The following is a 26,038-nucleotide window of genomic DNA, read 5'->3' on the forward strand; positions in this document are numbered from 1 at the left end:
CTATATACGCCGTCGCGCTTCGGCGACGCCCAGGTAGCTCAGTTGGTAGAGCAGCGGATTGAAAATCCGCGTGTCGGTGGTTCAAATCCGCCCCTGGGCACCATTCTTTTCAAGCACTTAGATACAATCCCAAAAACTCCTGGCACCGTTTTGGCACCGGAAACGCAGTGCGTGTAGGCGTGTCGCTATGTGCAGCGATGGACACACGGTGGTTGCCCGAAGCTTCTAACGGTCAACTCGGATCGGCTCGTGTGTCGACGGATGACGAGGCGCGGAGAGAAGCTGCGGTTGCTGGTTCCAGAACGGCCCAATTCGGTGCCACGATTGGCTTCGAGCACGAAGAGCCGGTACCGCCCGCCGACGTCAGCGCGATACGCGATCACGAAGTGATCCCGTCACCGTACGATCTGCTCTAGTGTCAGGGGCGGATTCACAGGCCACACATAACGAATTGATATAACTTGTATATTAGTATTTTCTTAATAAACGATGCCTCCATATATACCCCTCAAGCAACATCGTACCGGTGGTTCGATGTTGCCTTTCTTCAAGATGTGGGATGTCTGCCACACCATGAGCCGAAAGTAGCAAGTGAACGAAGATGCATGGGATCATCGAGTTCCGTGTGTGCAGATCGATGCTGGCATGGCCATGGCCCTACCCGGCGGATCCCGTTGCGCCGTTAAAGTCTCATGGCGCGAAATGGTGTAGGTACTCGCCGTTTGGTCCGAAGGACGACGAGCGAGCTTGACCTGAGGCGTTGGCAATCTGCTCGATGAGTGGTCGTACCATTGCACCGAGTTCCTGGACGCTCTGTGGTACGGTCTCAAGGATGACTTCTGTGAAGTGCAACTGGTCCCGATCGAGAACTGAGACATCATCACCGTCGCTCCAATCGACACTGATGCCCGCCTTGATGGCGTTGCCCTTGACACCCACAAGGCTGATAAGAACGACATACGGTGGCTCGACCCCCTGGATCTGTAGCGATTTCAGGTAGCGCATGCCGTTCGTGAGCAGCATTCCTTCAATCTTGATAGATTGCAGAAACGAGGGAGCACCGTTTGTGCGTTCACCACTGGCCACTCTTGATGCTACCGCCTCAACGATTCCAGATCGGAATACTTGGACGTAGGCTCTCTGAGCGCTGGCGCTCGCATCATTGTTCGAGAGGAGCAGGATCCCGTCAAAGTTGATGCGCCAGTTGTTCGCCGCCGATCTCCCGAACGGCGGATACGCACTTGGATCTCTCTCGATTTGTTCGAGGGAAATGAGGGATCTGGGGTCGAGGGCGGCAAACGGAACCACGTGCATGATTAAGCACGTGCGGTCGAGGAGCTGGACGGGCGCGTTCCCCGCTACGATCTGTGCGACACGATCGAAACGGAAGTCTCGGATGCGATCCGCGAGCTGCGGTGCCAGCGTGAAGAGCGTCCGAAGCTCATCCACGTTGGGCTCGTACTTTCCGGCGGACGAACGCGCCCAGAAGCGGTTGTGTCCCTTTCCTTGTCTGATAACTCGGTGAGGCGGGTTGAAGCTCCGAGGAATGCGGATGAGGAGCACGTGCCCGCCGCCGGCAACCGGGACCGCTTTGAATTGGAGATTCGGTATGCGTGGTTGAAGTCCGGAACGTGCGATCTGTTCAAGCCTCAGGATCTCATCGTCGGGGGCGACTGTGATCGGTGAGAGCACCGTCGGTACGCCTTTGCTGGCGACCATACCGATGAGCAAGTCGCCGCCAACTGTGTTCGCGAAGGAGGAGATGTCGGCAAGCCACTCAGCGTGGTCGGCGTCCGATCCGCCATAGGTGTCACGCTTGTACTCGATGTCCCGGGCTTCGGCCGCCTTCGCCTTGATTAGACGGTCGAGCTGAGCCTCGTCGATCGTGCTGAGGGGAAGGTGAAGCAATGCCATTTCAGAATCTTGTGGCGGCGAGCGGAGAAGTACCGCGCAGCAATGCAGGTATATCGGTGTACCTGGCAACCTTCTCGATGCGGCGCAAGAGCTTTGAGAGAACAGATACTCGTCGCGATGCCCGGCGAAGATTCTCGAGGGTACGTTTGTCGACGATTGTGACGTCCGCATAGGCGCCGAGGCAGGCCAGGATCGAGTCGTTGTACTCGCTGCCCATGCGGCGGGGTTGATCGTGCCGGTACTGACGCAGCGCGTTGCGGATAACCCACGTGGGAATTTGATCGATCCGCACCCGGGCGGCCAGTGCAGGGTATGAAAACCCCGTGTCCTCGGCCACCACTCGCAGCTGCGAACGGAACATCCCGAGATTCACGAGGTCTCTTACCTTCGATGTCGGATTGATGTCCTCCAGCGTCACTCCCTGAGCGTACAGAGTTCTTAAGAGCAGGTCGACCGCATCCTGCGGCGCTGGATGCCCCATCTGAACAACGCTGCGCATGAACTCGCTAGCGACCGCGTCCGGGGCGGAGATTCTGGGGTCGCCTCGTGTGGCAATGTCGTGTGCCAACCGATCGTTTATGGCCTCGAGCCGGCGGTTGAGTTGCGCTCCTTGTCGGAGTTTGCTGCCGAGCACATCGTCAATCGTGAGATCGTCAAACTCGATGACTCTTGATTGCGTCACCGCGATAAACGCACGCGATCTCTCGTTTCTGGCTTGGAACAGCGGCCGAAGGGCCATCCAGCCTTCCGGATCAGGCCCGATAGCATCCTCACCCGAGCCGACCTGGACAAGACGGCTAAACGCGATGTCACGGACCTGGGCGGCGCATATCTCGACGTCAGTCATGGCGGCTGCCGCTTCGGCTGCGAGGATGTCTGTTATCGCCCCGAGGCCGAGGCTGCCGTCGGCGCGGCCAATCCAGGCCAGGAACGGCAGGCGGCCAATGAACCTGATCCGCTGAGCAGCAACGTCGTCGTTTTCGTGGCTTACGAGCTCTTCGAAGTGGTGAAAGCAGAAAAGGAGGACGAACCCACTACGCTCCAGCCACTCGGTAAAAGACCGTGCCCTCGCTCGATCTACAGCCCGATCGGAGGTGCGATCCTTGATCCAATCACCCAGGTGGGAGGAGTCGAGTGCAAGGTACTGTGGCTTAGCGAGCATGGTTGACGGTGATCGGACAATTGAGTTTCCGGAACATATCACGAACATCTGTCCACGGAACACCTGCTGAAAGAACTATGAGACGTAGTCGATTCGTAGCCCTGTATGTCCAGCCCGCCTCCATGCACTTGAAAGGAGACTGGGCACCGGTTTCGGCGGCGTGAAGTACCGGCCGAACTGCGGCAGGTGCTGGAATAGCATGAACGAGTTCCGGCCCGTTTCCGAGGTCTTGGCCACCAGCTCGATGAGGTTACCGAGCCGCCCCGAGCTGGCCGTGACCGTTAGCACCAGCATCGGCGCGCTCACGCCGAGGTGCGTCTTGTACTGCCCCTCGCCCACGTAGGTCCGGTACTGGAGAACGGTGCGGAGCTGGCTCTTGCGGTCGAAGGAGTTCGATCGGCCTGGTTCGGTGCCGCGATCAGCTTCCAACGCGAAATGCCGGTACCGCTCGCCAGCGGGAGTACGATATGCGAGCGCAAACACAGCGTCCGGGACAAGATCCCTGGTCTCGGTTCTGCCGTTGTGCGTGTACGGCACGGGCGTCCGAAGCGGACCCTTCACGATCTCGTCCTGGAAGATGAAGCGGATGTCGTCGCGGGCGAGCGCCGCCAGCTCGATCGAGGCGGTGATGCAGGCGACCATGTGGCGGTGAACCCAAGGGCCGCCGGGTGCCTGCGTGTTCGCGCGAAAGCGGCCGGTTTCCGCGAGCGCATCCTCCGCAGCTTCAGTCAGGTCGTACACCAGGTCGTGGTGGCGGGCGTCCATGGTGTCGAACTGCTGCCACGGCCGGTCGAGGTATGGCCCGCCATGCACACTGTCCTCATGAAAGAGGTCGGCCAGCTCCCGGCGCGCCCAGGCGGCGTTGCGGCAGAGATGTTCGGTGTATGCATGGAGGAACGTTGACGGCAGCGGTCCATGCCGGTGGAGCTTCTCGAACCAGATAAGGCTCCGCTCCGTCGACTTTTTGACCTTTCCCTCGGGTGAACGCCGGTCGCGGCGACGACGGCCGATGACATCACGATCCGGACGGGGTGTGGCGACTTGCATGGCGGGACCTCCATCATCAGGCCCCTGCAATCTGCGACCGCCGCCTTCGGTTGTGAAGCACGCGCCTTGACGTGGGATGCGAGACGGCGAGCGACGACGCGCGACAGTGCGCAGCGGTCAAATCAGCGTGATCGCGCCCGCTATAGTCTCTCCCCGGCATCCGTATCCGGGTTGTCCGGATCGGCGCCTCCACCGGGCGATGGGGGAGAATCGTCTGGGCCAAGATCTTCATCCGAGCCGGTGACCTGCTCATTGGGAGTCCCGCCGTTCCGTTCGGTTCCTCCCATCCATCCCGCGCTCACCCGCTCCCGGTTCCGCTCCACCACCTCCCGGAACACCGCTTCTGTCATCCGTGGGCGCGCTTCGAGCGCGCCGAACTCGACCGGCACCGACACCGCTTGGCCGGTCACATTGCGGATGTATGTCGCGAAGTGGCCCTTTTGCTGCCCGAGGATGAACTCGGCGGTGGTACGCAGGTCCGGTGCCAGAGTGCGAGCGTCGCCCGTAGAGACGCCGGCGGCGAGCTTGATGCTGGTGTTCGCCGACAGCGACGCCCGCAGCGAGTGGCCGCACTGGTCGAGGTACTGGTGCGCCAGCACGCAGCCGAGCCGGTACTTGCGGGCCTCGGTCAGCAGGTCGTCGATGTTGCCGTCGAAATACTCCGCCGCCTCGTCGACGATGAGGAAGGCGGGGGTGCGCTCGCGCTCGGGCACCGCGGCGCGCTCCAGCACGGCCTCAAGCACCAGCGAGATGAAGATCCGCCCGAAGGTGCCGGAGGCGCCCTTGAGGAAGCTCTTGTCGGTGTCGACGAGGATCACGGCGCCGCGCTGCAGCTCCCGCAGAAGGTCGAGCCGGGTCTCGGGCGCGGTGAACAGGCGCTCGAGCGTCGGGTTCTCCAGGATGGCGTTGAGGCGGTAGCGGATCTGCTCGCGGGTCTGCGCGAAGGTCTTGCTCTGGAAGTCGCGCTCGAAGAACCGCCGCTGGATCGGCGGAAGCGACGCGATCGCCGGCAGGTACGGCCCGGGATCGTCCATGAGCGCGATCATGTCGAGGATGGTGGCGTTGCGCCCGAGCGTCTCGGGCAGCGCGATGAGCAGCCGCGCCACGAACCGGAAGAACACCGACTGCTTGGCGGTGAGGTCGGCGCCGAGGAGCCCGGTGAAGAGGTAGTCGAAGGTCTGGATGACGCCGGCGACCACCTGCTCGCGGGTCGCGGCGTCGTACCGTTCCAAACGCTCGTTGTGGACATCGAAGACGTTGATCGCCGGCGGGTGCTCGATGTCACGCGGCGAGATCAGCACCAGCCGGTCGGCGAGGTCGCCGCCGGGGGCGAAGCGATCGAGCCGGGCGAGCTTTGGGATGAAGTCGCCCTGGCTGTCGACCACCACGAGCGCCGGCGGGTCCTCTTGGTCGAGGTGATGGAGCACCAGGTTCTGCAGGAACTGCGTCTTGCCGGCGCCGGAGCCGCCGATGACGTGCATGTGGCTGAAGAACGCCTCCTGCGGCACCGGCAGCGACACGGTGCGGCCGAGGAAGGCTGGGAAAGGCGTGCCGGCGAGGTACGCGTCGATCAGCGTCTGCGGGTCCGAGGAGGTGTGCCGTGTCGGCAGGCGTAGGGTCTTCGCATCTACAGCCTCCAGGTTCCGCTCAAGCCGGCGGCACAGGTCGCGGAACAGCTCCGCCTTCTCGACCTCTTCCACGAAGGGGAAGGCCACCACCGCGTCGAGGTACTCCGGGAAGCCGGCGATCTGGGCGAAGAGCGGTACGCGGAACAACGACGGCGCCTCGGTCGCCGAGACCGGTGCGGCAAGCCGCTCGGCGAGGACGGCGACCAGCTCCATGGAATGGTCGAGATCACCGAGGATGCGCTCTTGTACTTTCAGCATCTCCCGCAGATCCCACAGTTCGGCGGTGGTGGCGCCCGGATCTTCGCGAGGCAGCGCGAAATAACCCTCAGCAGCGAGGAGTCGGGCCAAGAGCTCAGCGAGGTACACGGAGACCGGCGGTGCCGTGACGTCAGCAGCGATCACCGAGGCCACCGCCTCCGCGCTGGTGTCCAGCGTCGCGAGGCGCCGAGCCACCACCTCCCGCAGCCGCCGCACTTGCTCTGCTTCTCCGGGCTTGCCGATGCTGTTGAGGAGCGCGTGAAAACGGGCGGCGAGGTCCATCAACCGACCTTGGCGACGAGCGCCTTCGCCTCCTGAGGGGTGAGCGTCGGTATCGGTACGACTTCCCGGCCGTCCCAGTGCTTGGCGGTCTCGAGCACCTGGCGGAGGTATGCGGTGATGCCTTTGAGGTAGTCCTCCTTCTGGACCAGCTCGACGATGCTGAAGCACCTAAAGGTGCGGCCGTGCACCAGGTCGCGGACGTAGATGTGCTCGCGGAGCTCGTTGTAGTAGACGGCGGTGAGGGCGACGACCGCGACCATCGTCAGTGTCGTCGTGATCGCCCAACTGAAGAACGCGAACAGCAGCCACCACACCACGAAGCCGACAATCAGCGAGGTGCGGAAGCTCCGCTGCAGCATGGTGAGCCAGTCATCGGCGATCAGCAGCGCGTCGTTGAAGCGGTACTTCTGTAGCAGCGCGTATTCGTCCTCGGTGAACTCGGCCTTGGCCCAGAGGGTGAAGAGCGGTCCGCTACCGAACTGCAGCGGCACCAGCGTGACGATGCCGGGCTTCTGTTTGCGCTCAAAGAGAAGGTTCATGGCGCGTTTCAGGCTGGCCTACGCCGGCGAGGTACTTCTCGGCCGGTGGCAGCTCTGCCTTGGCGGTCGCTGGTGGGATCTGCGGCCGATCAAGCGACGCGAGTACCACGTTGAGCTTCGCGAGGATCTCCCCGAGGGCGTACAGCGTCGCAACGAGGATGACGATTACCGGCACGAAGGGCATCAACACGTCCGGATCTGCCTGGAACGGCATCTTCCGCATGATCACGATGCCACTTATCACCGACACCACGGCGACGAGCGCCGCCAGCAGCTTCATCAGGATGGCCATACCCCGCCTCCCCAAAATAGCAGGCCCATGAATCGGACAACCCCTGATAGCTGGAGTCAAGACCAATGCTCACATTGCGCGATCATTCGACGAGGCTGCGACAGCGGCCGAGGTGGAGCGCAAGCAAATGGGTGGTCGGGTGGGCAAGAGTGTGGAGACGAGTTGGTGCTCGTGAAGTCGGACTTCGGAAACAGCTGAAAGCGTGTCGCCACGCTCCGCTATGTGCTGCGGCGCACCGGCATACCGGACCGGCATACGGGATGCCGGTGCGTATGTCGGAGCGGCCATCTGTAGAAAGCGGCTGTCCGCCAACACCACGATCGAACATCTGCCTATGGCGTCGTGTCCTTGCCGGCATCCATGGCGGAGGTGGAAGACAGTAGCTCGACGAGCCGTTGTCGGAGCAGGTCCCTACGGGCGGCATGGAACTTGTCGAACTCCAGCAGGTCGCTCGGCAGCTTTCCGAGGCAATGGTTGCCTGTGTAGTTCTGGCGCGCGGCTTCGTCCGGCAGGTGCTTGGCCAGCCACTCGGCTGGCATCGCGGCACGTTTCTCGTTGTTGATGGGGCCTTCGAGCAACTGCAGGTTCGGCAATTCGTTGGCGTGTCGGACAAGTGCGTCAATCTGATCCTCTTCGACGCCGAGCTTGCGCAACCTCGCCCGGTGGAAGCGGGAGATCGGATAAACGTGATCGACGTGGAATTGGTTACGGAGATCGACGAATGGGAACAGCAGCGAGAGTAAGGCGAACATGCGTTTGTCGCCGTACTCCATGTGCAGCAGGTCTTCGATCTCCGCTGGCTCGAACGCAAGCGACTTGCCTCGCGCTGACATCACCTGGCGCAGTTCGGCCACTGGGAAGCGATCGGTACCGTGAGAATGGATGGTCTCGCGCAGCGCGGTCAGCAGGGTGTCGAGGCCACTGCCCCAAATGCCGGAGGCTTTGAGGAGGGATCGGATGAGCCAGCCACGGATCTCATTGCGATCCGCGTTGTACTGGCTATGGGTGACGTAGTTTGCGGGTACGTCGCGTCGGTAGAGGTAGTAGGCGATCGGCAGCAGCGCGCTGTCCGCCCGCAGTGACTGGCCGTTCAGCCCGTAGTTGGCGGCAAGCTCAACGGTGCGCACAAGCGCGCCTCGGATGCGCGACCAGTTCTCCTCGAGCGCTGCCATGTTCGCTGTGGTGAAGTTCTCGACTTTGAAGCCGACGCTGGCAATGTCGGCGAGCATCAGGCCCGCCTTTAGGACGAAATCCTGGCTCAGGTTGAAGCCGGTGCCGATGCGGTTGAGCTCGTCCACCAACGTGTGGATCTCTGCGCGTGCGTCGATCTTCTTCCACTGCGCGACCGCGATGCTGAGCAGGAGGTCGGAGTAAGAGAGAACGGTGCCGCCAGAGTTCAGGCGGATAAAGATGTTGAGCACGCGCTCGACGTCCTGCGTCTCCTCCTCGTAATAATTTATGAGCTCGCGCGAGTGCACGACACGGTGTAGGCGGTCGAGCGCTGTATATGCGTTGTCTAGATTCTCGCCGCTCAAGCCTTGTCTCGTGAGGCTCCTCAGCATCGCTGGACCATCTTCCATTCCGAGTATGTCGGGTACCTTGAACCATTGAGCGGTCTCGTCCCGAGCAGCCTGTGCGTCGTCAAGGAAACGGAAGCGGTAGATCGCGCCGTCTTCGTCAGGCACGGGTGGTGCCAGCAGGTCGAGGCGCAGCGTGCGCACCGGGAATGCGTCTGGGTTGGTCCACCACTTGTTTGGCTGCTTGATCGCCATCGTGCCGCGCAATCCGATGTTGAGTGCCGTCAGGCGCTGTTGCCCGTCCAGCACAGCCGTCACCGCCTGGTTGGGCATTTTGCCGAGGTCCGGACAGTGTGCCGCGTCACGCTGGTGATAATTGAGGACGAAGTCGTAGAACTTGAACTTGCCGCTCGTTTCCGGCTGGACCTTCCAGAACAGGAAGGTGCCGAACGGGTACCCCTGCATCAAACTATCGAACAGCTTCTCGATCTGCTCCGGTTTCCAGACGAATTCGCGCTGGATAGCCGGCAGGACGTAGCTCTTAATCTGGATGCGCTTTAGCGCATCTGCGATCGTACCACCGGAGTTGTACATTACTTATCCCGCATTATGAGAAATTATAGGTTACGCAATGGTTGTTGGAAAAGCGCTCCAAAGCCTCGCATCCAGTCTTTCCTTGATGCCAGCGGCCTCAGGCAGGAAGGGGCCGGCTGTGGACGCCGGCCCCCTCCCGATCACTCGGGAGTGTCCGTGGCTTCTTCGCGGCGATCAATACGCTCTTGGAGCCAGGCCAGCACCTCTTCTTCAATCCAGCCGCATCGCGACCGCGGCCCGTTCCCGAGACGTAGACGCTTCGGAAAGCGACCCTGGGCTTCGAGACGCTGGACGTGCTGAGGACTGTACGGGACCATCTCCTTGAGTTGACGCTTCGATAGAATGCGCATCGCAATTCTCCCTGGTTGGGGAGCATCGCGACGCCCCAAGGTTGGACTGACGCCCTGGGCGGAGGAAGCGTACGACCTACGCGCGCAACGGGCCAGTCGCGATGTATCGAAGAGCGATCCTCGCCAATCCGGGTAGCCAGAAAGACCTGCGCAGGCGGTAACAGCAAGGGCTGATCGTCGCCGAACAAGACGACTACCTCTGAGACCCGCACCGGTCTTGCCTGTATCCGCGGGCTTGGGTGTAACCACAGCAACACCCGCCGTTGCCACGCGCTACGGTGGCTGTCGAATCTGCGATCTCGATGGTAGAAACTTCCTAGAAACTCCGCATTGCTTGCCGGTACGGCATAGTCTATCCTAATTAGTAGAGAGAGGTTCGCCGATGGCAATCATAAGAAGTGTATCGTTTTGCGTGCTTTTGGCGATCCTATGGATCCCATGTCTTTTCATCATCATCCATGTCGCGGGCCTCGGTCCACTAGGAGACTGGATTCCAGGCGATTTCTTTGCAGCTGCAATAGCCCAAAGCGCACCTTTGATTGCCAAAGACGCTTCTCTTTTTGGAGAACTTACACCTGTTGCCGTTGCTGCCGGATTAACTGTTCTTGCACCTAAGCGTACCGAGACAAAGTTAATTATCATTGCGGTGTCTATGTGTTTGATTGGTTGGGCAATGTATTTAGCGCTATCAGTTTTGATTGAAGAAAATACGTCATTCTATCAATCTTTGATTACCGTGCTTGAAGCGCGAGATGTAGAAGTAGAAGGTGGGATTCCGGCAATTCGAGGATTCGTTACAGGCACGAGGGTATTTTTTCTAGTGGTCGGGGCAAGTTTGATCGGCATTCGCTTGAGGAAGGAACCAGAATGAAGGCGACACTATGCATGAGAGCGGCATTGTGGGTCGCGCTCTTTACTATATATCTAGTCGGATACAATACCTTCGCTCAAGCAGGAACAGTACGAATTGTCCCAAAGGGAGAGCATTTCTCGCTTACGGTATCTGTAAAAGATAATCAATTCTCGGAAAGTACACTTATAAGACGAAACGACGATGGAGTATTTATTTACGAATTTACCGAAGAATTATTCTCAGACACGGCATATGAAGAGCGTATATTTGTACTCACATGGTCACCCAAAACAGAAAATATACCAGCCACTGGCGTACAGCCGATTTCATTAGAAGTACCAGTCCTGCTTCGAGCTTGGGAGCTAACTGAAAACTACATAATTGATGCTTGGCCACTCGATGGAATTGGAAATGAACAGATGACCGAATACGAGCTTATAACGGATTCGGAGGGCCAGTGGAGGAAATACTTTGCTTCGTGGCATCAAGCAGATCACTTTATTCGCCGATTGCGCCCTACCGTAGGTCAAGCCCGAAGGGCGTTAAATACATCGGTTGAGGGTCTTAAGAAAATTTCGATAAACACGACAGTGCCATGGCTTTTGCCAATTATTGGAATGGAAGATGTAATACGCAGGTCATTTCAATACGATCAACATAAACGCGATTCCTTAATTGACGCCATACACGAAGTTGAAAGTTTAATATGGACCGATTTAAACGGTATGGAATCAAAACTTAACGGAAAAAACTGCAACGTGATATCCAGAACATTTACATATTTGGAGACCCTGCGTAATAAGGAGAATAAAATATACAAAATACAAATTAATGATGACGGTGAGTTTTTGAAAAATAAGAAAGACGCAGTGATCAATAAGCTTTGTCCTGAGAAGGCCAGCCCAGGATGATGATGTAATAGCCATGATATCCACGTACAGATGTTGAACGAATAGTATGGGCATGGTTTTGCCTGAGAAGGATTGTGCGAGACCCATCTGCCTGGGTCACGGAGCAACCGTCCCCGCACTGAACCCCCTCGACGGCTGCCCGTCGATCATCAGCCGGATGTAGATCTCGTGGTTGCCGAGGCTGGTGAGGTCCTTTTCGCTGAACCGCCCCTGGAACTCTCGGGCCAAATATGGCGCGTCTTCGCCCCCGACTCGGAAGGAAATCAGGGTACCGGTGTTGCCGAGTACCGCGTGTCGGATCTCCGGCTCTAGCTGCGCGAGGTACTGGTGAGCAGCGGTGATCGAGACCTGGTACTTCCGCAGCTCCGAGAGCATGCCGGCGACGGCGAGCGTGGTGAACTCCTGGAACTCGTCGATGTAGAGGAAGAAGGGACGGCGGTCCTCGGGTAGGGTATCCGCCCGGCTGAAGCCGGCCAGCCCCAAGGTCGTCACCAGCAACCCGCCGAGCAGCCGGGCGCTGTCATCGCCGAGCCGTCCCCTCCCGAGGTTCACCAGGAGCACCTTGCTCTCGTCCATGGTGCGGCGGATCGAGATCTCCCGCTCGGGCGCGGTGACGATCCGGCGCATCACCGGGTCGGCGAGGAAGGCGCCCACCTTGTTCTGTACGGCTGCGGCGCCGTCGGCCCGGTACCCGTACGAGGACTTGTCATACTCTTCCAGCCAGAACCGGCGCACCGGCTCGTTCTGGACTGCTGATCCCACCTCCTTCCGAAACCGCTTCTCGAGGAGGAGCCGCTGGATGTCCGAGAGGGTCGACCCCGGGCACTCCAGCAGGGCGAAGAGCGCGTTGCGCAGGATGTGTTCCATGCGCACGCCCCAGGCGTCGCTCCAGGTCTTCTTCAGTACCTCCAGCAATCCGGATGCGGCGAGCGGGATGCGCTCCCTCCGTACCTGCCGGAGTGGGTTGTACCCGAAGGGCTGCGCGGGGTCGGCGGCGTCGAGGTACGTGACGTCGGCGGCGCGGCAGGCCGGAACCGCGGCGTGCACCCGGGCGACGAGGTCTCCGTGCGGGTCGATCAGGCAGAAGCCGCGACCCGCCTCCAGGTCCTGCCGGGCCATCTGCTCGATCAGCGTCGACTTACCGGTACCGGTCTTGCCGATGAGGTACAGGTGCGAGAACCGGTCCTGCTGCTTGATGCCAAAAAGCCGATCGTCGCTGCGGAAGCGGACGCGGGCGAGGACGGTGATGTCGGACGGTGAGGAAGGCATCCATCAATGGTGCCGGCGCCTCAACGTCGGTGCATGACGGCGGATTTGTTCGTATCGGCCCCTTCCGCCTGGGTGCGTTATCCACGACGGCATGTTGGGCCAATCCGGCAACTCCCACTCGCTATGACCCTCCTGCCTCACCAAGCACGAAGGGCCGTGGGATTGCTGTTCCTTGTAACGTCACAGCCATGGAGAGTTCCATTGCCGCACAAACCGGTACCGCTCTTGTCACTCCAGGAAGCGACCGCGAATCCTCGGCGCGATGCTGAACGATCACCGATCGACGGCATCCTGTAGCCCCACCCGAATGTGGCTCATGCGACCCCACGAACGACTGACAAGACCTCATTAATCGCATGCAGGATGTCCTTAGCCCAAGGCCAACGAACGCGCCGTTCGATCTGCTCCTTCACCGAGTTTGTCACAGTCGTTGCGGCGGACTCATCCGCTTGTGCGTCGGTACCTACACCGCTCGATGCGTCTATCGCACCCTGAAGAGCGACAAATTCCGCCGCGATAGCTCCTCGTCGAACTCCCTCAAGGAAATCGAATACCACGCGTGTTTCGCCACGCTCGATACCACCCAGCAGAAACGCCCGCAGCATTTGGATAAGCTCGCCAACCCGGTCGCCGTAGATTGGCAAAAAGCCACTGTACCTCTCACCTCTAGGAGAGTCAGCCAAACGGGCCAGCATAATCAAATACATGAGCTTCAGTAACGCTTCGACAGCCGCAATGTAGAGTTCGGCCAACTGGCGCAATCGATCGCGATCGTCTGCCGGTAATCCGTCTGGATGATCCCGAAGCGCTCCGTCGAGTTCACGAAACGTGTTGGTTTCAAACCCATAGGCCATTTCGTCCTCCGCAACACTGGTTTGAGGTGAGTTTCAATAGTTCGCTCGATCCTGCCGGCGATATCCTTCGATCGATTAACCGATCAAATGCGCGACACAACCGACGGTCGATTAAAAGTCTGCAATGTGAGGCGGCGCCTTGCAAGTCACAGGAAAGCGTTATCTTCGGCTGATATTGAATGCTCGGCGCCGAAAACTCGGTGCGGACTCGGTGCAGGATGTGCTCCATTCTGACACCCTAGGCGTCGCTCCAGGTTTTCTTCAGCACTTCCAAGAACCCGGACGCGGCGAGCGGGATGCGCTCCTTTCGCACCTGCCGGAGCGGGGTTGTACCCGAAGGGTTGCGCGGGGTCGGCGGCGACAAGGTAGGTGACGTCGGCCGCTCGCCTTGCCGATCTTTTAAGTGCGGCCGTCCACTCGCTCCACCCATGCGGCGACAAGGCCGTCGACCGACTGGAATTGCCACTTGATCAGCAACTGCATCAAGTCTCCGCGCAGCGTACACCCATTCCTGCCAACCTTTCCGTATTGTACTTCATGTACTTGGAACGAGACTGAGAAATAACACGCTTCGTGTATAGTTAATATTGAACAGAATGGTGCAATTTGTTCATCTTTCTGCTTCATCGTCAAGACCAAGTGTGCTTAGTTCATTGGGGTTTTGAATATGTCATTTCTGCACGACAACCTGGGGAATCGTAAGTACCTGACCGCGGTGGAGCGTGGTGCGTTTCTCCTCGCCGCTCAGGCGCTTCCGCCAGCGTCAGAGAGCTTCTGCCGGACACTGGCGTACACGGGCGCCCGGGTGTCGGAGGTGCTCGCACTCACACCAGCCCGGGTGGACGCACGTGCCAGCGTCATCGTGCTGGAGACGTTGAAAAAGCGGCGCAGCGGCGTGTTCCGATCTATCCCAGTGCCGGCCAAGCTGCTCGAAGATCTCGAGCGGGTGCACGGAGTCGCTACCGCGCAACGCGATCCTGAACGCTGCTTCGCACCTGTCTGGACCTTCGGGCGAACCACCGCGTGGTCAATCGTCAAGCGAGCCATGGCGACCGCCGCCATTGATGGGCCGCGGGCGAGCCCGAAAGGATTGCGTCACTCGTTCGCGATCTCGGCGCTCCAGGGAGGCGTGCCAATCACGCTGGTACGCAAGTGGCTCGGCCATTCGCGGATCACGACGACGGAGATTTATACTGACGTCATGGGCGATGAGGAGCAGCAGCTCGCAGCTCGCCTCTGGCGGGTGCTGGAGAGCGCCGCTTCCAATGATCCAGTGAAAGACACTGCGGCGTGATGATCACCGGAGATTATATGCCTCTTACGCAAGCGAGTTCCTGTCTTCATTGAGATCACTTCCCCACCTGCCCCAATTCCTTCATCAGCAATCTTGTGGCGTTCCAGATTGGGTACTGAACCCGTCAAAAGTGTCCTGAACAGAATGCACCATTCTGTTCAATCCGGCGCCGAATATGGGTTTGCACGGATTCCGTAGGCGCCACACGAAGCGGAGGGGAAGATGAAAGGCATCAAACCGGCAATGGCTGGCGTGCTCACCGCGCTGCTGCTCGCTGCCTGCCAGACCACAAGCGGCTCCACCACCTACTCCTGGCCGAGCTTCCAATCCGGCCTCCGCCTCGGCCCGTCGTCGAGCCCGGTGAAGGCGGAGCTACCGCCAGTCAAACTCACGCCGGCTGCCCCGACGATCACACCGGCGCACGCGGCGTACGGTGGCATCTGGGAAGGCTGGATGTGCCGCGACCGTGTCGTCGACCTCAAGATCGCTGTCACCGAGGTGACTGACGCGGGCGCGACCGTCTCCTACGCCTCGGGGTCCACGTCCTTTGGCTCCTTTGAGCACCCGCCGATCACGGCTCGTTTCTCGGGTGATGTGCTCCGCGGCACCTTCCGAAACGGCGTCGACCTCATCCTCGGGATGCGCTCCGACGGCAACATGAACGTGAAGTACGACGCCGAGAACTGGTGCACAGGCATTCTGCGCAACACGGCGCCTCTTCCGAAAGCGTGAGCACCCTGGCGTATCGCCGCCTCTTCGAACGACATAGGTGGGAGGAACAGCGTGAACACACGTATCGCCATGATGCTGGCCGTGAGCCTCGCAACCGCGGCCTGCCAGACGACAAATGCCCCGAACTCCATTGAGGAAACGGCCGTTGGCGTGGAGCTCCCGCTAATGGAGGAAGGGGATGAGCCAACGGTCGGGTATGCCGGGATCGTCGAGCGACCCGACGGCACCCAGAGCAGGTTCGAGGTCGTGAGCGTCGATGACAATAAAATCAGGTGGCGCAACTCCGAGGGCTGCGAGTGGTCACAGTCCCGGGCGTATGCGCGACCCTTCGCTCCCGCCGTTGAGTGGCGAAACTGCGGCGGCTCATCGGGCACGGCAACGATCGAGGGGCACTCCGGCGATCCCGAGTGGCCCCTCGTGGTGGGCAAGCGGTGGCGGTACGACGCGACCGGATACACCGGATCGGGCTGGGATGCCGGTCAGGAGTGCGAGGTCGTCGGGACAGCCAGGATCACGACCGTCAGCGGCACGCACGACACGTACAAGGTCGTCTGCACCTCGAAGTGGGCGAAGTACACCCGGTACTTTTCGCCCGCCCTCGACGCCATGGTCCGCTACGAGCGTGAGCGGCTCGCCGGTGCCGCGACTGACGATGTGAGCGAGCTGGTCCGGATCGAGAAGCCAGCCGGGTCATGAGGATTGGAGGCGGACATGTCCGACAACGAAGCACCCCACGACGGCCCCTGCAGCTGCGTCCACTGCTGCGGGTCACTCGCGGCATTCGAGTTCGATCCGTCGACGCCAGTGGCGGCTCCGGCGTTCGCCTCGATCGATGGCGCGAACGTTAACGCGCTCCTCGCCGGCTCCCAGTACGTCTGGAGTAGTCAGACCGGCGCGCCACTGACGCTCACATACTCCTTTATGGACGCCCCGCCCTCATACGGCGAGGGAAGGCAGCTCACCACATTCCAGCCATTCAGCGAGGAGATGAAGAACGCCACACGGGTGGCGCTCACCAAGTTCTCAGAGGCCGCGGGCCTCACCTTCGTCGAGGTTGCCGATGCAGGCGAGACGGCAAAGATCCGCTTCGCCACGAGCGAGCAGCCAGGGCCGCGTGCCGGGTACGCATACTATCCCGGCACGGGGAACGCCGATGGCGACGCGTGGCTCGACAACACCGATGAGCGGACGCTCGACCTCACCCCTGGCACCTGGGGGTTCCAGGTTCTACTCCATGAAATCGGCCACGCGGTCGGCCTCAAGCACCCCGGATTTTATGCCGAGTGCGACACCAGCTCGCACCTCCCGCTGCTGCCGGCTGGCCTCGACAACACCTTCTTCACGGTGATGTCGTACCTCACCGACACAGCGGGTCCCGCTGACGGCCTTGGCCCGCTCGACATCGAAGCCCTTCGCTATCTCTACGGCCCGGGGACCAGCACGGTCGACTCCGGCATCTTCGTCGGCACGTCCGCAGCCGATCTCTACGCCGGCACCGGTGCCCGCAACTATGCCGAGGGTCGTGATGGCAGCGACCTCTTCGCCCTTGGTGACGGCGGCGACATGGCTTTTGGGGGAAACGGGGAAGACACGCTCTCGGGCGGCACGGGTGAAGACGTGCTCTATGGGAACATTGGCCTTGACCTCATTTCGGGCGGTGCCGGCGACGACATCCTGTACAGCGGTCAGAATGCCGGAGAGCTCACCGATGCCGGCACCGGTACGTTCGCCTATCGTGACGGTACTGAGACCGTCCACGGTGGTGACGGCAACGACGTGCTCTATGGCAATATCGGCACTGACATCCTCTATGGCGACGGCGGCGCCGACACGCTCTACGGCGGCCAGGAGGGCGACCTTCTCCTCGGTGGCGTGGGCAACGATGTCCTGAACGGCAATATCGGTGCGGACACGCTCTCCGGAGGAGCCGGTGCCGACACCGTTGCAGGCGGGGCCGGAGACGATTTGCTCTCCGGTGGTGCGGGAGCAGATGTCTTTGCCTTCTGGGACGTCGCGTTCGGCTCGGACGTGGTCGCAGACTTCGATCCCGCCGCTGGCGACCGGCTGAGCATCAAGTACTGGGGACAGACTGACTTCAGCCAGGGAGCTTCGGGGATGGTGATCACGACCGATGCCGGGCAGATTACGCTCGTCGGCGTTGATATGTCGGGGGTGTCGAGCGATTGGTTCGTGTAGGTGCTCCGGCACCTGTACCGGGGAGCTGTTGGTCAGACTTTATAGCGCCAGTGGGTGTGCCTCCCTGCCGGTCTCGTTGATATGGTTCCATCTTTGTTCTTGCCTCTACAATCGCAGATCTGGTATCCTCCGGATCTCCCGTAACGAGATATATGCGGAGGATGGAATGGCGAAGGGTAAAGGGTCCGGCGGCACCAAGACGGTGAACAAGAGCGCTGTCACCGGTCGGTTCGTCTCGAGCAAGACGGTCAAGAGCAGCCCGAAGACGACGTATAAGCAGACGGTCAAGAAGTGAGGCGGTCGTCGAGGCAGGGCAGGCCCTGACGCCAGGACTCTTCGAGCAGCGGCCTGCTCTGACCCCCCCATCTGGCGCCTTCGGTGTCGGACGCGCCGGCTACGTCCCGGCGAACACTGCGAGCGGCCTATCCGTAACGCACTGAATAAATGAGCTTGTCGCTCCCAGCATTGCGAGATGCGCTGTTGGCATATTGGCCTTCGATAAGCCGGGTTGTACAATGCCCACCCTATATTCAACAAACTTTCGCCTGGAACTCTTCCGGAGAGTAACGAGTTCGTTTAGCGACCCTCGCACGAAGCGAGTCGGTCGTCCATTTGCATACTTCGTTTCTCGATTGGTGAGGTGTTTGATGAGCGTCCGCAGGCTCCACGTCCACTTTGCGGATTTTTGCGCTTGGCCGCAGACTTCGTAGAGATCCTTCACCCTGTTTCCCACCTCAGGGCCGGAGGAGTACTTGCAGTGCCATAGGTGAACGATGATGCGTTCATCCTCCTCCTCGATGGCGACGATGTCTGCGCTCTCGCCGGTGTCGTCGTCATCGATGATGAATGTCGCGTCACCGGCTTCCAGGTGTTCGATGAAGCGCTGCTGTACGGAGTCGGGCCGCACCGCGCCGTCCTTCCATCGGCTCTCCTTCGTGATGTCGCAGCCCGCCCAATCGAGCGTCTGGATCCGCTCACGGTCGTATGTGTCGCCCAGGTCCTCCTGCGGTCGAAGGAGAATGTTCCCCGCCAATTGCGAGCCGTCCTCGAGCCGGACGAGAGGTGGGTTCTCGTTGAAAAACTCTACGAGCCGCTTCCGGCCGCTACCCGCCGCGATCTCGGGATTTACCCCCTCGACGAGCTCGACGACGTAGCTCTCTTCTCCAGCTTGATCCGGTTCCAGACGGAGCCGGAGTACGTCGTGAACGTCCTCGCCAGCGCGCAGGCTGAACTCGAAGCTGTCTCCACCGGCCGCCCAGTTGACGAGGTCGATCTGGCACTCATCGAACTCGTACGAGCGGTCTGGAGCGATGACCTCGAACCTGAAGTTCATCGACTCGAACAACTGATCCGGCCAATCGGCCATAAGTGCCTGGCACTGAGGGAGCCGAGGTGTTGAGGTCGGTACCAGCGTGTATCGCAGGAAGTCGTTGGGCTGACTATTCGGGTCGGTCAGTTTGGCGCCCATGACGTCGCACCACGTCTTCCAATCGGCCAGCGAGCCAGACCGTAACGACCAGACCTTGCCCTTGCGAGAGCAGCCGACGCTTCGCCGCTCTCCCTGCTCATAGCCTACGGCAGTGATGTTGGACTTCACTTTGGACTGCTGCTGGACAGGATCGATCGCGTCGCGCACGTCCAAACCGGCGAACATCTGGTAGCGGACGTTTCGGCTTCGGCTTGAGAGGCCGACGTTGTGAAGAGTGAGGCGCTTGAGGCCGGTGAACGCCTTGAAGACCTCTTCATCCCGGATCAACAGCGGATCCTGCGACACGGCGTGAGCGAACTTGATCGGCGAACCGCCCTTTTGTGAGCTGTGGATGTACAGCAGGTTTCGGCCCGGATCGAAGTAGGCAATGTACAGGTCCCACGTATCGATCGCGATGTCGTGGGAGTCGGTCCAGTCGATTTGATCCTGTTGATTCACGATTGCGACCAGCAGGTTGTCTCGCCGCGAAAGGTGAGTTTGAAGGACTTTCTGGCTGGCTCGGAACGCGTTGGCGAACTGCTCGGGGCGAAACGTTTGTGCTCGGTAGACCTGCGCGCTAATTTTCGGCCGAAGCGCGAGTACCGAAATCTCGATCTCCTCATTGGCTTCCTGAAGTTCCTCGAGGTTCCCCACGAGGTCCGACAGCCTCACTTGTGGATCGATCGCGTCGTAGCTGAGATCGGGCAGAAGGACGTTCCAGTCAGCATCCTCGCGGTAAAGCGTCTCAAGCGCTTCAGGCACCCCATCTTCAGCTGTATTCGCGACGAATGTCGCATCGCCAACGCCCGCGGCATCGCGGGCGAACCGGCCAATGAATTGGAGCGTCGCACCGATGCTCTTATGGACGCTATGCAGCGCTGCGATCTTCAAGTTTGGCAGATCGAACCCTTCGCCGAACATGTTCACGCAGACCACAACCCGGTGTCGCCGGCTCCTGATGTCCCTCAGGACCGCATCGCGCCCCGGCGTCTGGCTGTGGATCAGGACGGGGTTCAATTCGCCGTATCGTGGGGCATAGATAGTCTCAAAAAGGACCCTTGCCTCTGGGATCGTCCTCGCGCGGGCCATGAGGATGTGGTCGTGGCCCGCTGCAAGGTCGTCGCGCAGTCGCGCGACCGCAGCTTCTGCGATCGACCCGTGGGCCAACTGCTCGTTCGGCTCGAACACCTCTACGAACCGAATTGGTCTGAAATACCCCTGCGCTTGCGCGACGTTGAGGGGGAAGTTGTAGATCATCTTGCCCGGAAGTGACTTCCCGTCTTCCCGGAACGGGGTTGCGGTCAGGAGCAGCATCTTTGCCGCCCGGCAGTGCCTCTGGAATCGCTTCCAGGTTGCAGCTTCGATGTGATGCGCCTCATCGAAGAACACGTGGTCGAAGAGAGCAGCGAAGTCCCGCTGGACGTCTTCGTCCGCGAGGCCGATGGAACTCATCGTCGTGATGACGACGTTGCATCCCTGGATGTCAGGAAAGTGCTCCCGCGTCGGCCTCGACGCCAATATGCCGACGACGGGGTAGGGCAGCTGATCGATGATGCCGATCCTTCCGAGTATGCTGTATGCCTTGAACCTGTCGGCGGTCTGTTGGCGAAGTGCGTCGGTCGGAACGATCACGAGCAGGCGCCGACAGCGTGCACCGATCGCCGTGGCGATCATCACCTCGGTCTTGCCGGTTCCGGTTGGAAGGACCACGCACGCCGGGTCGCGGGAGAGCGTCCAATGAGACGCGATCGCATGGAGTGCGCCAACTTGCGGCGGCCGCAGCCCTTCGCGGATGGTCTCGCCTGTCTCTGCGAGCAGCTCGGAGTTGTAGCGGATCCCCGCCGTCCACGACTCGACAACCTCTTGGCTGGCTTCGCGAGGATCGACTCCGCCGGCAGTGTCAAGGCGGAACCGTGGGGCAGTCAGGCGTAAGCAATCGCCATCGATGATCGGCTCGTTGGATCGGATCGCACCGGTAATCTCGTCGCCATACGCATCGTCAAAGCTTGCAAACTCAAGAATGAACTGTCGGGCGTCCGGTAGTCGGGCGAGTACCCGACGGCAGGTTGGCCCGCGGCTTCGGAATGGATCAAGAGCTATTTCAACCTCGATTGGCGGCGAGAACAGTCGCCGAACAACCAGGCCACTCTGAGCGTGATACACGTCAAAGCGCTCTGGAAGCTCCAACCTAGATATGGCGCCAAGCAACTCGCGAGCTAGCATATGTTGAGCTTAGCTCACCTAGCTCGCAATTTCTAGCACCCAACCGGTGGTGGATTTTCGAAAGTCGGAGCTCAAAGGAGGCGAAGTCAGACGCCTATCCGGCCGTCTGCACCGAAGCGGCTTATTTTCACGCCATGCTTGATCTCATCCTCTCGGTCATCATGATCGACCATGATCTCAACCAGATTCTTCAGCCGCTCCCGCCGAGTTCGAGGTCTGTTACAATAAGGTTCCCCAAACCGGACGACCAGCAGATCTGCCGCCTCCTGGTAGGGAGAAAGCAGCTCAACACCAATGTATTTTTCTCGCACCCACAGGTTCGAGGTCGTCAGTTTCAGCATTTCTCGCTTTTCGTCAGCTTTTCCCGTTTTGTAGCTCAGCGAAAGGCTCGTTAGCAGTTCGAGCATCTCCGCGCCGGTATCCCCCGACCACCGGCTCCGTTCCGTGAGCGTTTCCTCGATCAAGCGCTGTTCAACGAGCAACGCGCGCTTCTTGGCTTCGTACTCCGGTTTCTCGATCGTGCCGTCGAGGAAGGCATCGAGGAGGCGTGAGAGACGCCCCTCAATGTTCTCGCGCCGCAGTGCGCCCGCCCGATCCAGCTCAGCGGCAGACCCTTTGCGCTCCGCGATCACCTCGCGGAGCATTACCCGCATATCCTCGATTTCGTGGTCGGTGAAGGTGAACGGCGCGAACCGCTCTTCGATCGCCGTATCGATTGCTTCCTGGCGGAACCCGGTAGTCGGGCAGGCCTTGGTCTGGCAGCGGTAGTAGGTGCGGCCTTTCTGTTGCTCGCCAATCAGCGATCGGTTGCAGGAGCGGCAGCGCACGAGCCGTCGGAACACGAAGTCGTGCGTGACGACCTTGGCGGTTCCGTTCCCCCGGAGCATCCGCTGTACGTCTTGGAACAGTGACATCGGGATCAGCGGCTCGTGAATGCCCGGATATGTTTCTCCGGTTGCCCTGATCGCGATCAGGCCAGCGTAGAACGGGTTGCAGAGCAGATCGTGAAGACGATTGGGGAAGATTTCCTTGCCGCTATTCGTCCGAAAGCCTCTGCGGGTCAGTTCCTCACACAACTCCAGGAGCGTGTATCGGCCGCTCCCGTACAGATCGAAGGCCGCTCGCACGAAAGGCGCTCGCTCAGGGTCGGGGATCTTCGGCCTGCCGCCGCCCTGATCTAGATATCCGGTCGGGGCACGGAACGGGTAGAGGCCTTGCTTGAGCCGGCCGCGCATGCCCTTCTTCACCTCGTCCCGCAGATTGCGGATGAAGTGCGAGGCGATCACGGCGAGGAAGTCACCGGTGAGCTTGCCCTCGTTCGATTTCATGTCGATCGGCTCGTGGACGAACTGCACGTCGATGCCGCGCTCAGTGAGGTCCTGGATGACGCTCCAATCCTTGAGGTTCCGGGCGCCGCGGTCGATCTTGTGGAACACAACACCAGCGGCTCGACCCTTCTTGAGGAGCCGGAGCATGCGGTTGAACTCGAGGCGGCCGAGCTTCGCTGCGGTCTCACGCTCCTCGAACCATTCGGTGATTGAGATGCCGTGACGCTGAGCGAAGGCCGCGATGGCGTCGCGCTGTTCGTGGAGCGAGGAGCCGTGCTCTCCCTGCTTGACCGTCGAGACGCGGATGTATGCGAAGTATCGCTTCATAGAGCCTATAGCGATGCTTCGGAATCTACACCAAGAGTTAGATTTCCGCGAATCGCCTCCCGACGCTCCCGGTCGATCCGCTCCTGCATACGGATGATGAAAGCGGCGTACCGACGCACACGGTCGCTCGCAGCGATCTGCTCCTCCTCGGTCGCATTCGGCATTACCCGGCGGACGAAGAGCAGGATGCGGCCGGGTTTCCGGTGTTCGGAGGACATGCCACAAGGCTACGGTGCCAACGACTCCGTCGACAGGCGGTGCATTGAGCCGATGTGGTTCGTTCTTGCGCCTCCGCGCCTGCGCACCCAGCCGCTACCGTGGGCACATGCGGCAATCACGCGACGGAAAGGCGCCATCGAAAAAGCCACGTGCAACGCCGACCACCGGGCACGTCGCCGACGACGGCATGCTCATCGAGCTCCTGTATGACCCGGCAAAGCGCCAGACGGCGCTCGCCATCTGGCGGGATGGCCGGTGGACGATCGAACAGGCGGTCACGCTGCCATCAGGCGAGCGCTTGGTGCCGTATCGGCCGACCAATGCGCTCATCCGGCACCAAGTGGTCGTCCTGGCGTCAGAGCCCGTCGAGTACGGCTCCATCGCTGACTTGGCGGCCGAGATCCGCGGTTACATGCATAGGTATGTTGACCTTAGCCCGGCGTTCGAGACGGTCGCTGTCACGTATGTCCTGCTCTCCTGGGTATACGACGCCTTCAACGAGCTGCCGTACCTGCGCGTCCGTGGCGACTACGGCTCCGGCAAGACCCGCTTTCTCCTTGTCCTCGGCGCCCTCTGCTATAAGGCCTTCTTCGGCTCTGGCGCCTCCACAGTCTCGCCGCTTTTCCACATCCAAGACGCCTTCCGCGGCACCCTCGTCCTCGATGAGGCCGATTTCCGCTTCTCCGATGAAAAGGCGGAGGTGGTGAAGATCCTCAACAACGGGAACGTCGCCGGCATGCCGGTGCTACGGACCATGCAGAACGGCAACGGGGAGCTGCAGCCGCGCGCCTTCCAGGTGTTCGGCCCGAAGGTGCTCGCCTCCCGCGGCACGTATGAGGACCAGGCGCTCGAAAGTCGCTTCCTCACCGAGGCGATGGGGAAGCGATCGCTCCGACCCGACATTCCGATCAACCTGCCGGATGCGTACCGCGACGAGGCGCAGGCGCTCCGCAACAAGCTGCTGCTGTATCGGTTCCGCAACCGGAACACGGCGGCGATCGACCCGTCGCTGGTCGACGACACGCTTGAGGCCCGCCGAAATCAGGTGCTCGTGCCGCTTCTCAGCGCCGCACCGGATGAGACAGCGTGGGCGGCGATATCGGAGCTGTCACGGCACGAACCGACACTCGAAAAGGGCAGCATTGATCAGCGGCTCGCCAGGATCGTGCGCGACCTGATCGCTGCGGCGCCCGGCAAGCATGTTTCGATCGCCGCGATCACGTCGGCGCTCCGAACCTCGGGCGATCCAGCGTACGCTCATGTGGAGCCGCGGTACGTGGGTGCGCTCCTCCGGCGGACGCTCGGGCTGTCGACAGCCAAGCGGCACGGAGTGTTTGTCGTCCTGCCGGAGGAAATCACCAGGGTGATCTCTGTAGTGGAATCCGGCTCTCCAGCCGATTCGAAGCATACCTGACCCGGTCAGGGAGGTTCGACCACCGTGTTGAGAGACTGTTTGAAAATGCGCCATGGGGCAGGAGTGAACCGCTCCGGGCTTGCCGGAGGCCATTTGGTTTAAGTCACGCTACCACGGCCTTTTCGTCCAGCATGACGTAGTATCGTTCCTCGGCTTCGGCTGGCGAGATTGCGTCGAGAGCATCTCGGCCGGCGTCCCAGAGGTCAGTGACGGTTCGGGCGGCGTCTTTCTTCAGGAGCGCCTTGATCTTGGAGAAGGCCATCTCAATCGGGTTGAAGTCGGGGCTGTAGGGTAGCAGGAAGCGGAGTTCGGCGCCGGCCCGCTCGATGGCTTGGCGCACGGAGATAAGCTTGTGAGCGGGCAAGTTGCGACCCGCAGCTCTGGGTATCCTTCGCCCTCTTTGAAGAATGAGGCGTTCAGGGTTCGCAGAGACCTGGATTTCGAATGATCTCGATGGCAGCGATGTCACTGAGGGGCAGGATGAGAATGTTGGGACGCTGGTCGCGCAAGCTCTTGTATCCCGCATACCCATAGAGGTTGCGGCGATCCATGAAGACCTTGCGAAAACATGTGCTCGTGCCGAGCTCCCCCCGATCGGTGAGATATCCCGCCAACTCCGAATCCTCTTTGGCAATGACAACGACCCGTGGGAAATTATGGAACCCTTCGGCGAACAGCTGTGGGACCTGTTGCGAGGCCCGCAGTGCGCCGAGATAGCCGGATCCGAGTAGTCCGGCCGCAGCCAGCAAACCCAAGATGGCCACGACAATTCGGCGCTGAGCCATAAGCCGGCTGCTGAAGGCAACCGCAACAGCGGCCGCAAAGAGCAGGACAAAACCTGCGATCAGCAGCAATAACCAAGCGTCGCGGAACACCCAATATGCGTAGGCCCAGAAGAGCTTGGTCTCGATCCCATCGATTGCAGCGAAGCTCAGTCCCAGTTCGGCAAAAAAGCGGTCCGCGTAAGACCAGCCGACCACGAAGATCACCGCGCCGAAATAGGCCGTGAGCAGTCCTGTCTCGACCAGCAGCTTCACCGGATCGAGACCAATGCCTTCCGCCTCGATTTTCATGGCTGCAGTGTGGGATGTTGGGCCTGCAGGTTCATGATGCTCAGTCACCGTTCGAGTGCCTCAACTGCACTACCGCGAGGAATGGTGCCCGGCCGCATAAGTGCCGGGGGGTCACAAGGATTGCAGGCGCCCTGTCCGCCATCTACACGCCCGAAAGTCTCCGGGCGCGCGACCAGCGCCCTGTTATAGCTCGAGAGATCCTCTCGGCACTTGGTCCTTACCGTAGTGCGGTTGGGGACGACGTTTGAGGTGCAGCCGTAGTGGGCAACCTCCTTAGTAACCGGGTGAGCGAGA

The 26,038-nt window shown here is 60.6% G+C and carries 21 protein-coding genes, 1 tRNA gene and 1 pseudogene; 9 read left to right on the plus strand and 14 right to left on the minus strand.

Annotation, left to right across the window (positions count from 1 at the left end):
- Positions 1-27: 27 nt before the first annotated feature.
- Positions 28-103: transfer RNA gene (locus G578_RS0117375), tRNA-Phe, on the plus strand.
- Between the two features lie 587 nt (positions 104-690).
- Here G578_RS0117375 and G578_RS0117380 read toward each other — a convergent pair.
- The 8 genes from G578_RS0117380 to G578_RS0117415 all read right to left on the minus strand — a co-directional run bounded on the left by G578_RS0117380 (position 691) and on the right by G578_RS0117415 (position 9,583).
- On the minus strand, positions 691-1,914 hold the full coding sequence (locus G578_RS0117380) for an AlbA family DNA-binding domain-containing protein (protein ID WP_038015155.1): 1,224 nt from the start codon (positions 1,912-1,914) through the stop codon (positions 691-693).
- A 1-nt stretch (position 1,915) separates the two neighbouring features.
- Positions 1,916-3,076 carry a hypothetical protein gene (locus G578_RS29915; RefSeq protein ID WP_028795333.1) on the minus strand — a complete coding sequence of 387 codons (1,161 nt, stop codon included), beginning with the start codon at positions 3,074-3,076 and terminating at the stop codon, positions 1,916-1,918.
- Positions 3,077-3,151: 75 nt separating this feature from the next.
- The gene (locus G578_RS0117390) at positions 3,152-4,123 is read right to left on the minus strand and encodes a replication-relaxation family protein (RefSeq protein ID WP_028795334.1); all 972 of its coding nucleotides are present in this window, start codon (positions 4,121-4,123) and stop codon (positions 3,152-3,154) included.
- A 140-nt stretch (positions 4,124-4,263) separates the two neighbouring features.
- Complete coding sequence (locus G578_RS0117395) at positions 4,264-6,291, minus strand: type IV secretory system conjugative DNA transfer family protein (protein WP_028795335.1); 2,028 nt, start codon at positions 6,289-6,291, stop codon at positions 4,264-4,266.
- Positions 6,291-6,830: a hypothetical protein gene (locus G578_RS0117400; RefSeq protein WP_028795336.1), complete on the minus strand. Its 540-nt coding sequence runs from the start codon at positions 6,828-6,830 to the stop codon at positions 6,291-6,293. The genes G578_RS0117395 and G578_RS0117400 overlap by 1 nt, the downstream gene beginning before the upstream one ends.
- Entirely contained in the window at positions 6,814-7,122 is a 309-nt protein-coding gene (locus G578_RS0117405; protein WP_028795337.1) for a hypothetical protein, read from the minus strand. The genes G578_RS0117400 and G578_RS0117405 overlap by 17 nt, the downstream gene beginning before the upstream one ends.
- 332 nt (positions 7,123-7,454) lie before the next feature.
- A complete protein-coding gene (locus G578_RS0117410) occupies positions 7,455-9,233 on the minus strand; it encodes a DUF262 domain-containing protein (RefSeq protein WP_028795338.1) in 1,779 nt (592 codons plus the stop codon).
- A 140-nt stretch (positions 9,234-9,373) separates the two neighbouring features.
- Positions 9,374-9,583: a helix-turn-helix transcriptional regulator gene (locus G578_RS0117415; RefSeq protein ID WP_028795339.1), complete on the minus strand. Its 210-nt coding sequence runs from the start codon at positions 9,581-9,583 to the stop codon at positions 9,374-9,376.
- A gap of 382 nt (positions 9,584-9,965) precedes the next feature.
- Here G578_RS0117415 and G578_RS29620 point away from each other — a divergent pair, with 382 nt between their 5' ends.
- Together G578_RS29620 and G578_RS29625 are read left to right on the plus strand one after the other, a co-directional pair.
- Positions 9,966-10,454, plus strand: coding sequence for a hypothetical protein (locus G578_RS29620; RefSeq protein WP_156907369.1), 489 nt, complete (start codon positions 9,966-9,968; stop codon positions 10,452-10,454).
- Positions 10,451-11,347, plus strand: coding sequence for a hypothetical protein (locus G578_RS29625; protein WP_156907370.1), 897 nt, complete (start codon positions 10,451-10,453; stop codon positions 11,345-11,347). The genes G578_RS29620 and G578_RS29625 overlap by 4 nt, the downstream gene beginning before the upstream one ends.
- Positions 11,348-11,443: 96 nt before the next feature.
- Here G578_RS29625 and G578_RS0117420 read toward each other — a convergent pair whose 3' ends face one another.
- Positions 11,444-12,616 (minus strand): type IV secretory system conjugative DNA transfer family protein, encoded by a 1,173-nt coding sequence (locus G578_RS0117420; protein WP_028795340.1) that lies wholly within the window; start codon positions 12,614-12,616, stop codon positions 11,444-11,446.
- Between the two features lie 314 nt (positions 12,617-12,930).
- A complete protein-coding gene (locus G578_RS0117425; protein WP_028795341.1) occupies positions 12,931-13,470 on the minus strand; it encodes a hypothetical protein in 540 nt (179 codons plus the stop codon).
- Positions 13,471-14,137: 667 nt separating this feature from the next.
- Between G578_RS0117425 and G578_RS26835 the strand changes: the two genes are divergently transcribed.
- The 5 genes from G578_RS26835 (at position 14,138) to G578_RS30320 (ending at position 17,987) form a co-directional block, all read left to right on the plus strand.
- Positions 14,138-14,764, plus strand: a complete 627-nt coding sequence (locus G578_RS26835) for a tyrosine-type recombinase/integrase (RefSeq protein WP_051244963.1) — start codon at positions 14,138-14,140, stop codon at positions 14,762-14,764.
- 222 nt (positions 14,765-14,986) lie between these two features.
- On the plus strand, positions 14,987-15,496 hold the full coding sequence (locus G578_RS0117440) for a hypothetical protein (protein ID WP_028795342.1): 510 nt from the start codon (positions 14,987-14,989) through the stop codon (positions 15,494-15,496).
- Positions 15,497-15,547: 51 nt separating this feature from the next.
- Positions 15,548-16,192, plus strand: coding sequence for a hypothetical protein (locus G578_RS0117445; RefSeq protein WP_156907371.1), 645 nt, complete (start codon positions 15,548-15,550; stop codon positions 16,190-16,192).
- Between the two features lie 15 nt (positions 16,193-16,207).
- On the plus strand, positions 16,208-17,692 hold the full coding sequence (locus G578_RS28595) for a matrixin family metalloprotease (protein ID WP_051244964.1): 1,485 nt from the start codon (positions 16,208-16,210) through the stop codon (positions 17,690-17,692).
- 166 nt (positions 17,693-17,858) lie between these two features.
- The gene (locus G578_RS30320; protein WP_281169184.1) at positions 17,859-17,987 is read left to right on the plus strand and encodes a hypothetical protein; all 129 of its coding nucleotides are present in this window, start codon (positions 17,859-17,861) and stop codon (positions 17,985-17,987) included.
- A 99-nt stretch (positions 17,988-18,086) separates the two neighbouring features.
- Here the strand turns inward: G578_RS30320 and G578_RS26840 are convergent, their stop codons facing one another.
- Both G578_RS26840 and G578_RS26845 read right to left on the minus strand, forming a co-directional pair.
- Entirely contained in the window at positions 18,087-21,323 is a 3,237-nt protein-coding gene (locus G578_RS26840; RefSeq protein ID WP_169400878.1) for a DEAD/DEAH box helicase, read from the minus strand.
- 146 nt (positions 21,324-21,469) lie between these two features.
- Positions 21,470-23,038, minus strand: coding sequence for a recombinase family protein (locus G578_RS26845; RefSeq protein ID WP_051244966.1), 1,569 nt, complete (start codon positions 23,036-23,038; stop codon positions 21,470-21,472).
- A 406-nt stretch (positions 23,039-23,444) separates the two neighbouring features.
- On the opposite strand from G578_RS26845, the gene G578_RS28600 reads away from it, so the two are divergent.
- On the plus strand, positions 23,445-24,671 hold the full coding sequence (locus G578_RS28600) for a hypothetical protein (RefSeq protein ID WP_028795346.1): 1,227 nt from the start codon (positions 23,445-23,447) through the stop codon (positions 24,669-24,671).
- A gap of 103 nt (positions 24,672-24,774) precedes the next feature.
- Here the strand turns inward: G578_RS28600 and G578_RS29630 are convergent.
- Positions 24,775-25,038 (minus strand): annotated as a pseudogene (locus G578_RS29630) (transposase); the annotation flags it as partial.
- 49 nt (positions 25,039-25,087) lie between these two features.
- On the minus strand, positions 25,088-25,744 hold the full coding sequence (locus G578_RS29635; protein ID WP_028795347.1) for a hypothetical protein: 657 nt from the start codon (positions 25,742-25,744) through the stop codon (positions 25,088-25,090).
- Between the last annotated feature and the right edge of the window lie 294 nt (positions 25,745-26,038).

The organism is Thalassobaculum salexigens DSM 19539, assembly GCF_000423805.1.
GTDB classification, from domain to species: Bacteria; Pseudomonadota; Alphaproteobacteria; order Thalassobaculales; family Thalassobaculaceae; genus Thalassobaculum; species Thalassobaculum litoreum.

What these genes read in the sequence shown, in the direction of transcription:
- G578_RS0117405 (WP_028795337.1), bottom strand. Translation starts at nt 7,122, where the DNA reads ATGGCCATCCTGATGAAGCTGCTGGCGGCGCTCGTCGCCGTGGTGTCG.
- G578_RS0117410 (WP_028795338.1), bottom strand. Translation starts at nt 9,233, where the DNA reads ATGTACAACTCCGGTGGTACGATCGCAGATGCGCTAAAGCGCATCCAG.
- G578_RS0117390 (WP_028795334.1), bottom strand. Translation starts at nt 4,123, where the DNA reads ATGCAAGTCGCCACACCCCGTCCGGATCGTGATGTCATCGGCCGTCGT.
- G578_RS0117380 (WP_038015155.1), bottom strand. Translation starts at nt 1,914, where the DNA reads ATGGCATTGCTTCACCTTCCCCTCAGCACGATCGACGAGGCTCAGCTC.
- G578_RS28595 (WP_051244964.1), top strand. Translation starts at nt 16,208, where the DNA reads ATGTCCGACAACGAAGCACCCCACGACGGCCCCTGCAGCTGCGTCCAC.
- G578_RS26845 (WP_051244966.1), bottom strand. Translation starts at nt 23,038, where the DNA reads ATGAAGCGATACTTCGCATACATCCGCGTCTCGACGGTCAAGCAGGGA.
- G578_RS0117395 (WP_028795335.1), bottom strand. Translation starts at nt 6,291, where the DNA reads ATGGACCTCGCCGCCCGTTTTCACGCGCTCCTCAACAGCATCGGCAAG.
- G578_RS29625 (WP_156907370.1), top strand. Translation starts at nt 10,451, where the DNA reads ATGAAGGCGACACTATGCATGAGAGCGGCATTGTGGGTCGCGCTCTTT.
- G578_RS0117415 (WP_028795339.1), bottom strand. Translation starts at nt 9,583, where the DNA reads ATGCGCATTCTATCGAAGCGTCAACTCAAGGAGATGGTCCCGTACAGT.
- G578_RS29915 (WP_028795333.1), bottom strand. Translation starts at nt 3,076, where the DNA reads ATGCTCGCTAAGCCACAGTACCTTGCACTCGACTCCTCCCACCTGGGT.
- G578_RS0117440 (WP_028795342.1), top strand. Translation starts at nt 14,987, where the DNA reads ATGAAAGGCATCAAACCGGCAATGGCTGGCGTGCTCACCGCGCTGCTG.
- G578_RS0117400 (WP_028795336.1), bottom strand. Translation starts at nt 6,830, where the DNA reads ATGAACCTTCTCTTTGAGCGCAAACAGAAGCCCGGCATCGTCACGCTG.
- G578_RS26835 (WP_051244963.1), top strand. Translation starts at nt 14,138, where the DNA reads ATGTCATTTCTGCACGACAACCTGGGGAATCGTAAGTACCTGACCGCG.
- G578_RS28600 (WP_028795346.1), top strand. Translation starts at nt 23,445, where the DNA reads ATGCTCATCGAGCTCCTGTATGACCCGGCAAAGCGCCAGACGGCGCTC.
- G578_RS29635 (WP_028795347.1), bottom strand. Translation starts at nt 25,744, where the DNA reads ATGAAAATCGAGGCGGAAGGCATTGGTCTCGATCCGGTGAAGCTGCTG.
- G578_RS29620 (WP_156907369.1), top strand. Translation starts at nt 9,966, where the DNA reads ATGGCAATCATAAGAAGTGTATCGTTTTGCGTGCTTTTGGCGATCCTA.
- G578_RS30320 (WP_281169184.1), top strand. Translation starts at nt 17,859, where the DNA reads ATGGCGAAGGGTAAAGGGTCCGGCGGCACCAAGACGGTGAACAAGAGC.
- G578_RS0117425 (WP_028795341.1), bottom strand. Translation starts at nt 13,470, where the DNA reads ATGGCCTATGGGTTTGAAACCAACACGTTTCGTGAACTCGACGGAGCG.
- G578_RS0117420 (WP_028795340.1), bottom strand. Translation starts at nt 12,616, where the DNA reads ATGCCTTCCTCACCGTCCGACATCACCGTCCTCGCCCGCGTCCGCTTC.